This window comes from Rubripirellula lacrimiformis (assembly GCF_007741535.1).
In the GTDB taxonomy this organism is placed as follows: Bacteria; Planctomycetota; Planctomycetia; order Pirellulales; family Pirellulaceae; genus Rubripirellula; species Rubripirellula lacrimiformis.
Map to the genome: position 1 here is coordinate 2,669,687 of NZ_CP036525.1, position 12,359 is coordinate 2,682,045.

Consider the following 12,359-nt stretch of genomic DNA (forward strand, 5'->3'; position numbering starts at 1 on the left):
ATCGGTTGGATTCTCGATACTGTAGGAGTATTGATCATGAGCACTGACATTCGGAAACCTTCGAACAGCGACGATCAAAGCCGGGAAGTCAAACGGCACGTTTCGCCGACGAACGATTCAAATCCATCAGCCGTCCCTGTGTCGGCTTCGGCTAGCCATTCGTTTGCCGAGGTTGCACTTCGCTTAGGTGGCGCGTCCGACGACGAAGCCAGACGCACCGGGGTGCTGGATACGGCGGACGATCAGGTCGAGGGCCTCTTTGCGCCTCAGTACCAAACGGTCCAAAGTCCGGCTCACCGTGCTGTTTGGGATGCGCATGTTCCCACCGAACTGTTCCAAAGCGAAAACGGCGAATCCGATGCAGCCGTGGATGGGGTGATCGAGCGATCGTTGCAGGTCGTCCGGTCGCACCGTGATGGTGGGACGCTTGTCAACGATCAGGGGAAAATCACTGACGAAGTCCTGGACCAGCTTGGGGAAGCTGGATATTGGGGGATGTTGGTGGACCGCGAATTCGGTGGCAGCGGCGCATCGATGCGGCAATTTTCCAAAATGATCACTGCGATGGCGACCTTGGATCCAACCGTTGCCGGTTTGGCGTCGGTCCATGGCTGTATCGGCGCCGTGGACCCTGTCCGATCTTTTGGATCAGACGCGCAGAAACGTCGATTCCTGCCCAAGTTGGCTGACGGTACTCGGCTGTCTGCGTTCGCGCTCACCGAGCCCGGTGCGGGCAGCGATCTGACGGCGCTGCGAACGACCGCGGTGCTGGACGGTGATGACTACGTGGTCAACGGCGAGAAACTGTTCATCACCAACGCCGTTCCCGGTCGCACGATTGGTTTGGTTTGCAAGATTGATGGGGTCCCCAGTGTGTTGGTGGTCGACCTTCCCGAATCGGAAGACGAGACCTTCCAAATCAATCGCTACGAAATCTATGCACTGCGTCGGGCGCACAACAATGGACTGGTATTCCGAAACTTCCGCGTCCCCGCCAAGAATCGTCTGGTCCCAGCCCACGGTGACGGCTTGACGATCGCCTATCACGGGTTGAACCTGGGGCGAGTCGCGTTGTGCGCCAACGCAGCGGGGACGATGCGATGGATGTTGGCCGAGATGTTGCCATGGGCCGATTACCGTCACACCTATGGTCAAGCGATCGCAAGACGCGAATTGGTCCAACGTCGCATCGGACGCATGGCCGGATTGATCGTCGCCTGCGACGCGCTATCGAGTTGGTGTTCGGGGTTGCTGGATCAAGGGTATCGCGGCGAGATGGAATGCATCATTGCCAAGATCTTTGGCAGCGAAGCTCAAAAGGAAGCGGCCATTGAATTGTTCATGAAGACACACGGCGGGCGTTCGTTCCTGGCAGGTCACCTGTTCGGTGACAATGTCCATGAATTCCTTGCGCCGTGTATCTACGAAGGCGAAGGCGAGATGCTGGGGATGGCGTTCTTCAAGTCGCTGGTCAAGGATCATGGAAAACGCTATTTCGAACCGATCGGACGGATTCTGCATCAGCGGGGAATCCAACAACCCAACCTCGCAAACCCGCGCCATCTTTGGGCGCTGAAAGAACCGATGATGGCGTATGCCCAGTGGTATGGGGTCCGCGGTTTGGGGGGGGCATCGTGGACGAAACGTCCAAGGATGTCGGATTCTTTGGCGCGGCATGCCAAGTTCGCGCAAAACGTTCTGTCCAGCGGTGCGTTGGATGTCAGCGGAACGATGCGTGCCCATCAACTGAAATTGGCTGATCGTCAGTGTCGTATGTCGGCACTCTCGTCCCGATTGCAGGATGCGATCGTGATGTTGGTGACGGCGCTGTATGCCAACCGATCCGAGGATCCGGTGACGCAGGCAGCCGGGAACGTGATTTGTTCGGAACTGCGCCGTCGGTTATCGCTCGCGGCGCCTTCGGACCGAGACTTTCGTCAGGTCACTCGATTGGGGGCAACGATCGCGTCCCAGGGTTGGAATGAATTGAAAGGTGTGGGGGCCACCCCCATTCTGATGCCGTATTCGAAGGGAGGCGGTTGATATGATCGATCTGATGCGGTTCTTTATCCCTCATCGGCCAACCTTTGATCGGGACCCCCAACGACGCCAAAGCGCAGCGATTGCACTTGGCGGTGGAGGTGCGCGGGGGCTGGCGCACCTGGGCGTGATCGAAGCCATGCAGCAGACTCACTTAACGGTGGATCAAATCGTCGGCGTCAGCATGGGCAGTTTGATCGGTTCCATGTTTGCCATCGACGGAGACATCCAGCGAGCCAAAGCGATCGCGGTGGAATTGCTGGGGTCACCCGACTTTCAACATCGCCAACAGGTGTTGTTTGGTGCCGCACCACCGGCCGAAGATGAATCGTTGGGAGGAACTTTGGGGTGGTATTCGCGGCTGCGCAAGATGGTTTCGGCGCATCGGAAACTCAGCCGCGCCGTGACGGGCCCTTCCCTGTTGTCGGATGCCCCGCTGCGGGATTCGATCGAAGCCTTGCTGCCCGATATCGATCTTGCCGACCTGGCGATTCCGACCAGCGTTGTGGCGGTTGACCTGTTGACCGGACACCGGATCGTGTTGGAACGTGGCTCGCTCCGCAAGGCGGTGTTGGCGTCATCGGCGATCCCTGGAATCTTTCCGCCGGTGCCCTGGGACGGCATGCTGCTTTGTGACATCGGAACGATCGAAGCGGTGCCGACGATGGTGGCAAAATCCTATCGCCAAGACCTGACCATCGCTGTTGACGTGGGACAGAGCGATACTCGCGTTGAAGCCTGTTCAACGGCGCTTGACGTGATGATGCGAGTCGATGATATCGGGCAACGATTGATGCGACGTCATTATTTGCAGGCTGCCGATTGTGTGATTCGTCCCGACGTGGGCACGCGAGCTTGGTTCGACTTCAGCAAGCCAGACGAAATGATCCGCGAAGGACACCGATCCGCGCTGGAAATGTTGTCGTCCGTTGTCCAAATCCAGGCGGCATGAGTTCCGCGATATCGAAACCGATCAGCCGCGGACGATGTCGAAATCCGCTGCCGCTGGCATCCGCAGGTCATTGGGTCAGGATGACCAACACATATCCAATCCCGACCATCGATCCAAACGCGGTTACCCCCCAAGCCGTGTAAATTCGCTTGCGGCGGTTCGGGTGCTGATGGGCCTCCGGTGGCAAACGCCAAAGCAGCGACATGACGTACAAGGTTGAAATTGGCGGAAACAGAAAGACCGCAGCGAATGCAGCGATCAGTACCCGCCGAACCTGTTCATCAAGATCATCGCTGGACACCGCGGCCGGTGACGCTTGGGAGTTTTCCAAACCGACGGGCTTCTCCGGCGTGACCAATACCGGGCGGTAGGGATTGCCGTCTTCGCGAGTCGACGCCGGGGCGGGCGGATCGAAGTGATCGTCAAATCCGTTGGCGACGGGAATCGGCGGTTCTTCGACGACGTCTTCGCTGCGGATCCGTACGTCGTCATCACGGCGCGGCTTATTGCAGCTCCAACACAACTCGAACGCGGCATCGTTGGGCTCGCCACAGCGACTGCACTTCCAGTCCCCTGCTTCAAGCGTGCGGCGGGCGTCGTTCAGAAGAGTTTCGTTAGCAAGGTCGTAATCGTCCGGATGCACTTCGACACGCACCAGTCGGTCTGTGCCGGCGCCACCCATGCTGAGCGCCGATTCCATATCGGTACCGGTCACGAAAGCACGAATGTCGGCTGCGGCCAAGCGGTCGCGAACGATCTCGGCTTCGTACACCGCGGCGTATTCGCGTAGCGGTCGAGTCGACTGTTGCATCGTGGGAAAACCTGTGCGAGCGAAATTCAATCACCGGTCCATTCTATTCGCTCTGCCCTGCGGTGCACCGGTACCGGCACGGTATCGTTGACCCTTTGACGCAGGATTCCGGTCTAGCGTCCACTTGTACCGCCGCGACTGGCCCAACGCGTCTCCCACGGCCAGGGTGACGCGGGAATCCATTGGCCAAATTCGCTGACGGTGCTTGTGATGCGCAGCGGATTCAGGCGGCTCGGGTGCGCATCGATACGTTGGATGTAATCGTTTCGCATTCGTTGATCCAGCGTTTCAGACGCCGCGTGCTGGGCAGTCGACGACCGCGCAGTTGGGCTTGCCCTTGACTGCTTTCTGCGAATCGTTGCAGATCGCGATGGAGCGCTGCGGCAGATTCACAAGCGAGGCCTCGGACGCCGCGGCGATGAATGCTGACCAACAGCATCGCGTCACGCGGCATCATGCCGGGAACCGATGCCGCAAATCGAATCGATCGACGGTATTGCTGGATCACTCGCAGCGCCTTACGCGATGCGGTGAAGTGGCTGGCCAGTCGTTCGGGATTGGCCGCAGCCAAGTCTCCGGCGGTGATGATGCCCAGTTCGGCAAGTCGTTCACAGCGTTTGGGGCTGCAGATCCGGATGTGTTCAATCCGCATGCTGAGCAGGCGTTGGCGATGGCCGCCTGAACTTTGCCGTCGCGCAGTGTGATGCTTGCCATCGATTTTGGCATGGCAATGGGGGACGGAGCGGCCTTGGGGGGCAGCGGTCGGTAGTTGGGCGTACAGCACCACCGACTGGGATGTTTCCGTCGGGATGGGCTTGGGAGCCGTTGGCGTAGAAAAGAGACGCAGAATAGATCGTAGCAACATGGTGTCCCGTGTGGAGTGAGAGAAGAGATAAGGCACTCGACACTTTTGAATTACCGAACTGACCGGGCCGGACGCCAGAGCGAAAATGTTGACACCGACTATTGAACGGACCGAGAAGTTTGAGATTGGTATTGCGTTTGGAACCGAGAGCGGCCCGGATCCCGGGTCCGCGATTCACATTCGGTGAACGAGGAAGGATGGGATAGCGGATTTCTTGGTCCCGCATACTTCTATTTCGTCGGCCTTTCGGCCCCTGCTCGTTTCACCGCGTGCCCGTCGGGCCGCGCGTTTTGGGTGCGTGGACGCACGGGGCGTTGCCCACGCGGTGAAACGATTTAGCGCACGAGTCGCATGCGCGGTGCCTGATTGCTCCCGCTCGTTTAACCGCGTGCCCGTCGAGCCGCGCGTTTTGGGTGCGTGGACGCACGGGGCGTTGCCCACGCGGTGAAACGATTTTGGGCACGGATCGCATGCGCGGTACGTGACTGCCCCTATCGTTTAACCGCGTGCCCATCGGGCCGCGCGTTTGGGTACGTGGACGCACGGGGCGTTGCCCTCGCGGTTAAACGATCCAGCGCACGGATCGCATGCACGGTACGTGACCGCCCCTATCGTTTAACCGCGTGCCCATCGGGCCGCGCGTTTTGGGTGCGTGGACGCACGGGGCGTTGCCCACGCGGTGAAACGATTTTGGGCACGGATCGTATGCGCGGTACGTGACCGCCCCTGTTCGTTTAACCGCGTGCCCAGCGGGCCGCGCGTTTTGGGTGCGTGGACGCACGGGGCGTTGCCCACGCGGTGAAACGATTTTGCGCACGGATCGTGTGCGCGGTACGTGACCTCCCCTGCTCGTTTAACCGCGTGCCCATCGGGCCGCGCGTTTTGGGTGCGTGGACGCACGGGGCGTTGCCCACGCGGCCAAACGATCCAGCGCACGGATCGTGTGCGCGGTACGTGACCGCCCCTATCGTTTCACCGCGTGCCCATCGGGCCGCGCGTTTGGGTACTTGGACGCACGGGGCGTTGCCCACGCGGTTAAACGATCCAGCGCACGAGTCGCATGTTCGGTGCGTGACGGCCCCTGTCGTTTAACCGCGTGCCCAGCGGGCCGCGCGTTTTGGGCGCGTGGACGCACGGGGCGTTGCCCACGCGGTGAAACGATTTTGGGCACGGATCGCATGCGCGGTACGTGACTGCCCCTATCGTTTAACCGCGTGCCCATCGGGCCGCGCGTTTTGGGTGCGTGGACGCACGGGGCGTTGCCCACGCGGTTAAACGATGCAGCGCACGGATCGCATGCGCGGTGCGTGACGGCCCCTATCGTTTCACCGCGTGCCCGTCGGGCCGCGCGTTTTGGGTGCGTGGACGCACGGGGCGTTGCCCACGCGGTGAAACGATCCAGCGCACGAGTCGTATGCGCGGTACGTGACCGCCCCAGTCGTTTCACCGCGTGCCCGTCGGGCCGCGCGTTTTGGGTGCGTGGACGCACGGGGCGTTGCCCACGCGGTTAAACGATCCAGCGCACGAGTCGCATGTTCGGTGCGTGATTGCTCCCGCTCGTTTCACCGCGTGCCCGTCGAGCCGCGCGTTTTGGGTGCGTGGACGCACGGGGCGTTGCCCACGCGGTTAAACGATACAGCGCACGGATCGCATGTTCGGTGCCTGATTGCTCCTGCTCGTTTAACCGCGTGCCCATCGGGCCGCGCGTTTTGGGTGCGTGGACGCACGGGGCGTTGCCCACGCGGTTAAACGATCCAGCGCACGGATCGTATGTTCGGTGCCTGATTGCTCCTGCTCGTTTCACCGCGTGCCCATCGGGCCGCGCGTTTTGGGTGCGTGGACGCACGGGGCGTTGCCCACGTGGTTAAACGATTTTGGGCACGGATCGCATGTTCGGTGCGTGATTGCTCCCGCTCGTTTCACCGTGTGCCCGTCGGGCCGCGCGTTTGGGTGCGTGGACGCACGGGGCGTTGCCCACGCGGTTAAACGATACAGCGCACGGATCGCATGTTCGGTGCCAGATTGCTCCTGCTCGTTTAACCGCGTGCCCATCGGGCCGCGCGTATGGGTACGTGGACGCACGGGGCGTTGCCCACGCGGTGAAACGATCCAGCGCACGAGTCGCATGTTCGGTACGAGACCGCCCCAGTCGTTTCACCGCGTGCCCGTCGAGCCGCGCGTTTTGGGTGCGTGGACGCACGGGGCGTTGCCCACGCGGTGAAACGATCCAGCGCACGAGTCGCATGCGCGGTGCATGACGGCCCCAGTCGTTTCACCGCGTGCCCATCGAGGCTGTGAATAATTGAGTTTTGGCTTGTTGGATTTCTACATGGGGCTAAATTATTTGCATGAAAATTCCAACCGATGCTCAGCAGCGTGGTTCCGCTCGCACCCACCGCCCCGAACGCAGCCAAGTTGAGATGCGGTTCTATTCGCTCGACCAGATGGTGGCCCGCGAGCACCGCGTTCGTTTGGTATGGCAGTACTGCGAATCGCTCGACCTCGGACCGCTTTACGAGAAGATCAAATCGAAAGTAGATGGTCGTGGTCGTACCCCGATCGATCCGCGAATCCTCTTCGCCCTGTGGTTCTACGCAACGCTCGAAGGGATCAGTAGCGCCCGCCGTTTGAGCGATTTGACCACCCGCGACTTCCACTACCTGTGGATCTGCGGCGATGTCACGGTTAATCATCACACCCTGAGCGACTTTCGCAGCGGCAACGCCGAGTATCTCGAGAAGTTGCTTAGCGACTCGATCGCCGTGCTGCTGAGCGAAAAACTGATCACGTTGGATACCATCGGGCAGGATGGCATGCGGGTGCGTGCCTCGGCCGGCAGCAGTTCGTTTCGGTCCGAATCGACGCTCCAACAGATGCAAGAGGTTGCCGAAGACTATGTAAAGGAACTCGCCGAGCGATCCGACGAGGAAGCTGCCGCGGCAACTCGGGCCGAACAGGCCGCCCGTAAGCGTGCTGCCGACGAACGACTCGAGCGTATCAAGGCGGCTCAAGAGAACCTCAAAGAACTTGAGCGACGTCGTAAAGAGAAACGATCACGCAAAAGCAAGTCGACCCCACGAGCCTCCACAACGGACCCCGAAGCGGCGCGGATGAAGATGGGAGACGGCGGTTTTCGCCCCGCCTATAACGTCCAATTCGCCAGCGACGGCGACTCTCGAATTGTCGTCGGCGTGAGCGTTGACAATCAGGGCAGCGATCAAGGTGAGATGCTTCCGATGTACGAGTCGATCTGCCGCACCTATGGGGTGACGCCGGCACACTACTTGGTCGACGGCGGGTTCACCAAAGCGAGCGATATCGAAGCGATGGACGCTGCGGGGACGGAGGTTTACGGTCCACTGAAGGACATCAAAAGACAAGTCGCTAACGGCAAGGATCCCCATGCGAGCAAGCCGGGCGATAGCGACGCGATGGCGAGGTATCGAAAGAGGATGGGGACACCCGAGGCGCAGGAGATGTTGAGACGACGTCCATCGATAGCTGAATTTCCCAACGCGGAATGTCGTAATCGCGGTCTTCATCAGTTCCGGGTTCGTGGCCAGAAGAAAGCAATGGCCCAAACGCTTTGGCACGTGCTGGTGAACAACTTCAATCGATTGAACAACCTAGGATTTTTACAAACACTGATGAGGCAATCCTGTACTGCGACGCCTTGAGGTTGGCCTCCGGCCTCCAATCGTTGGACGCATCGCGTCCAACGAAGCTTCAAAGCGATCCACCAAGACAAAAGAACCACCGAAGCTTCAACCTGAAACTTTGACGACGACCGGCAATCCAAAATTTTTGAAAAACCACTTCAAAAACACGGCGTCAAGCCACAACCGGCCAATTATTCACAGTCTCATCGGGCCGCGCGTTTTGGGTGCGTGGACGCACGGGGTGTTGCCCACGCGGTTAAACGATTTTGGGCACGAGTCGGATGCGCGGTGCATGACGGCCCCTATCGTTTAACCGCGTGCCCATCGGGCCGCGCGTTTTGGGTGTGTGGACGCACGGGGCGTTGCCCACGCGGTTAAACGATCCAGCGCACGAGTCGCAGTGAGTGCCTTGCGGTGCGAGCCGTCAGGTTTGCTTGCACCATTGGTTCTGCGCCAGACCCGGCATGCATTGCCAATGCCGGCGAGTGGAAATCAGTTCTTGGCCCACGGTGTCGCTGGAAGATTGTTGACACGATCACGCAATCGATCCAGATCGACCGATTCATCCGCGGCGGGATACGGGCTGTCCCAAAGCCACCAAACTTCCGTGAACGATGCTGACTGGCCCGGTGAGATGGTTTCGGCGGGACCGATGGGTTCGACTTCGACGGTTTCGCCGCTGGCCGGCGCCCAGGTCGACAACGTGATGCCGGCGACTTCGTTGTAAAGCCTGTCCGGGAAAGTCGGGTACTGTTTGACAAACATCAATCCGGCGGGCTGTTGATGAGCGACCCAGCCGGCGAAACTGTCCATGCCTAGCTTGGGTGTCTTGGGTGGACCGATGACCTCTAGGAATCCATCTCGAATGCGGATGTTGTCATCGACAGGCTTGGTCAAAATGCCGCCGCCCTCGTAACGCACGTAACGCTTTGGGAATCTCGCGTGACCTGCCAGCGGCAGCAAGGCGATCCCGGCGCCATTGGCTAGCGTGCGGCTCCAGTGACAGTACTGAACCGTGCGGTCGGAAATGTTTTCGATCCTTTGAGTGCAAACCAACCGAGATGTTTGGTGGTCGAGCGAAAACTGACGTACCAATCGAACCCCAGTCGTCGGACAGTCCGGACTAGTCAGTTCGATCTCGTGATCGGTAGACGACGTCACCGTCCATTGACCACGGAAAAGCGGATCCCGTTTGGGGACGATCTGTTCGGGGCCAATGTCAAACCGGCCAGCCGATGGATTGTGTTTCCAACCATCATCTGGCTGCCCCAATTCATACGGGGACACGAACAACGCATTCTTGCCGTCCAGCGAATACTCCAGCACGCGGCCGCCAACCTGCGGGCACAATACAACACGTGTTCGATCGTTTCGAAGCACGGGGCAGTCTTGATAGCGGCCAAAGTCGACCACTTGAGTGGACGGTGCTGCGATTTCAAATGCCACCGCGGCCATCCACAAAGTCCAAGCAGCAATAGGTGACATCGACAGGTCCAGCGTGCGAATGAGGGGCAAGATTGTTTGCCGGCGACGGACGGTTCACTCCGCTGCCACGAACAAAAGGTTCGCCCCGTATTCTACTGCAACGGGCCTGCTAGTAGCCGATCCCGAGCCGGAAATTGATCCCGTCATCGATGTCGATATCGTTCGCGCTGTGTCGATATTCGATGTCGCGATTGAACACATAACCGACCTCGAAGAACCCGATGCGACGACCGGCGCGGATCGCGTCGCTTTGGCCCCATTCGATACCGCCGATCAATCGAATGTCATTGATGTCGACACTGTCCTCCGCACCGCTGGCACGCGTGACGGTCCAAGAACCGCCGCCGTAGTCGCCGCTGATGTACCACCAAACGTCTTGGGTGCCGATCGTGCGGCAGTAACGCGCGAACTTTGGCTGTGGAAAGAAGATGTCGAAACGTGTCATCGGGTTGGGTTGCCACAGCAGTCCACCGGCCGGGACCAGTTTCGTGTTGTTACGGTCCAGGTAGTAGACGCCACCTTTCAGTGTCGATTGTGGGGTCATCCGGAAACTGACCAATGCTTTTCCGAGGACTCGAATGCTTTCGTCATTGAAAGTGTCAAAGTCGGTGAAGGCACCGACGCGTACGCCCAATTCGGTGCTGAACATCTGGTTGGGGTCCGAGTTCCAGCCCAAGTCCAGGAAGGCACTGTAGGCGCTGCCGGGCAGGTCCGCCCCGTTGGGATAGTTTTTGGGGCCATCCCAAAGGTGCATCGAAAACGACGGCACCACGTAAAAGGGTTGATTGGTGTACAGGAAATTTGGGAACGCAAAGACGATCGAAAGATCCATGTCGTTCATGTTCAACGAGTCGTCATCGTCACCGGATCCGACGTACCCGTAACGGAACCGTGGTCCACGCAGCAGACGATAGGCACTGTAATTGTCGACGCCGGTACCCGGAAAAACGCCACCCTGGAACAGACCTTCGGGGAACAGCGTCGAAGGTGACGACGACGGGTAGATCGAACTTGGGTAACCGGGGGCGGCGTAGCCACCCTGATTTCCATAGACATTGGTGTTGTCATAGGGCAGACCCGGGACGCCGTAGGCGGGTGCGCCGTTGAAGGTGGGTGCACCGACGACGGGGGCACCGTAGGGCGATGATCCGTAGGGGGCCGTGGTTCCAAAGGGGACGCTGGTGCCGGGGGCCTGCACCGGGGCACCGAATCCGGAGGGGACCGGCGCGGATGCGGGTTGCGAAAACAAGCCACCGAAGATGCCCGAGCCGGTACCGGTGGAAAATGGTGATCCCGCATAGTTGGGCGGCGCTGTCACGCCGGCCGGACCTGTGGTGCCGATCGGTGCGCCGATACCCGAGGTGCCACCGTAGGGAGCGTTGGAATACGGATCAAAACTTCCATAACCGCCCTGGGTGGGCGGGGCGGATGGTGGGCTGATCGGTACTAAGTTCGTCTGTGGGTTTTGGGGGGCACTGCCGGTGCTGGGATATTGACCGTGGGCAGGCTGGACCAGCAAAACCAATATCGCTGCCAAGCAGAGGGCCGGACTCGACTTGCCAAAATGCTTGCGGTTGGAAATAACAACAGCCGGCCAAGACAAGGCCGTCCAAACTTTGCTCGGCATCCTAGCGATGCTAGGTCCAGGCATGGATGATCCCCGGTGATCCCCGGAATGAAATCCAGTTCGGCGTTCGCTAGGGCTTCGACGATCAGTCGTTTTCATCGCAGGGCTGAACGGGACAAGTGGTTCGGGATCCGCAGTGCGGAGGGGAACACGTGCCTGTCCGCATCCTCGAATTACCTAGACCCGTCGTTGCCGGTCAAGGCGAATTGCTCGGCAAAGGGCATCCAAATCTTGAGCCGATTTCTAAAAAAGGCCTCCTTTGCCCTACCAGGCCAAGAATCGCGTCAACATTTCGATTCCGGGTTCGGTCAGGAAACTTTCCGGATGAAACTGCCACCCTTCCATTTTGAATTCGCGGTGCCGCACACCCATGATCTGTCGGATGCCACCGGTGTCGGTCCAAGCGGTGACGACCAATTCAGGTGGCAGACTGGACGGTTCGATCACCAGCGAATGATAGCGTGTGGCAATGAACGGATTGGCCAAGTTGGCAAACAGCCCACTGTCGCTGTGGTAGATTGCATCGGTCTTGCCGTGCATCAATTGCGGGGCGCGGACGATATTGCCACCGAAGGCTTGCCCGATCGATTGGTGCCCCAAGCAGACACCCAGCAACGGAACTCGCCCGGCGAAATGCTTGACGCATTCGACACTGATGCCAGCTTCGTTGGGGGTGCATGGTCCCGGAGATACGAGCACACGCGACGGCGAAAGTTCGTCCAATTGTTGGACCGTCAATTCGTCATTGCGGAACACTCGAATGTCGATCGTCGGATCGATCTCGCCGAGCCGCTGGACCAAATTGTAAGTGAACGAATCGTAGTTATCGATGACGACGACCATCAGGTTGTTCCCGCCGAAGAAGTCAATGGAGATTCAAGTCGAAACAGGCAAAAAAGATATTCTTTCGCTACTAGCTT

General features: G+C 59.5%; 8 protein-coding genes. 3 read left to right on the top strand and 5 right to left on the bottom strand.

Annotated elements, in window-relative coordinates:
• The first annotated feature begins 36 nt into the window (after window positions 1-36).
• A complete protein-coding gene (locus K227x_RS09460) occupies window positions 37-2,043 on the top strand; it encodes an acyl-CoA dehydrogenase family protein (RefSeq protein ID WP_145169283.1) in 2,007 nt (668 codons plus the stop codon).
• Between the two features lies 1 nt (window position 2,044).
• Entirely contained in the window at window positions 2,045-2,992 is a 948-nt protein-coding gene (locus tag K227x_RS09465) for a patatin-like phospholipase family protein (protein WP_145169284.1), read from the top strand.
• 67 nt (window positions 2,993-3,059) lie between these two features.
• On the opposite strand, the gene K227x_RS09470 is transcribed toward K227x_RS09465, so the two are convergent.
• Window positions 3,060-3,803 carry a DUF7577 domain-containing protein gene (locus tag K227x_RS09470; RefSeq protein ID WP_145169285.1) on the bottom strand — a complete coding sequence of 248 codons (744 nt, stop codon included), beginning with the start codon at window positions 3,801-3,803 and terminating at the stop codon, window positions 3,060-3,062.
• A 223-nt stretch (window positions 3,804-4,026) separates the two neighbouring features.
• On the bottom strand, window positions 4,027-4,668 hold the full coding sequence (locus K227x_RS09475) for a DUF4332 domain-containing protein (RefSeq protein WP_145169286.1): 642 nt from the start codon (window positions 4,666-4,668) through the stop codon (window positions 4,027-4,029).
• Between the two features lie 2,348 nt (window positions 4,669-7,016).
• On the opposite strand from K227x_RS09475, the gene K227x_RS09480 reads away from it, so the two are divergent.
• Window positions 7,017-8,345, top strand: a complete 1,329-nt coding sequence (locus K227x_RS09480) for an IS1182 family transposase (RefSeq protein ID WP_145169287.1) — start codon at window positions 7,017-7,019, stop codon at window positions 8,343-8,345.
• A 474-nt stretch (window positions 8,346-8,819) separates the two neighbouring features.
• On the opposite strand, the gene K227x_RS09485 is transcribed toward K227x_RS09480, so the two are convergent.
• The 3 genes from K227x_RS09485 to K227x_RS09495 form a co-directional block, all read right to left on the bottom strand.
• Window positions 8,820-9,812 (bottom strand): hypothetical protein, encoded by a 993-nt coding sequence (locus K227x_RS09485; protein ID WP_145169288.1) that lies wholly within the window; start codon window positions 9,810-9,812, stop codon window positions 8,820-8,822.
• Between the two features lie 109 nt (window positions 9,813-9,921).
• A complete protein-coding gene (locus K227x_RS09490) occupies window positions 9,922-11,463 on the bottom strand; it encodes a hypothetical protein (protein ID WP_246146698.1) in 1,542 nt (513 codons plus the stop codon).
• Between the two features lie 240 nt (window positions 11,464-11,703).
• Window positions 11,704-12,282 carry an anthranilate synthase component II gene (locus K227x_RS09495; protein ID WP_145169289.1) on the bottom strand — a complete coding sequence of 193 codons (579 nt, stop codon included), beginning with the start codon at window positions 12,280-12,282 and terminating at the stop codon, window positions 11,704-11,706.
• Between the last annotated feature and the right edge of the window lie 77 nt (window positions 12,283-12,359).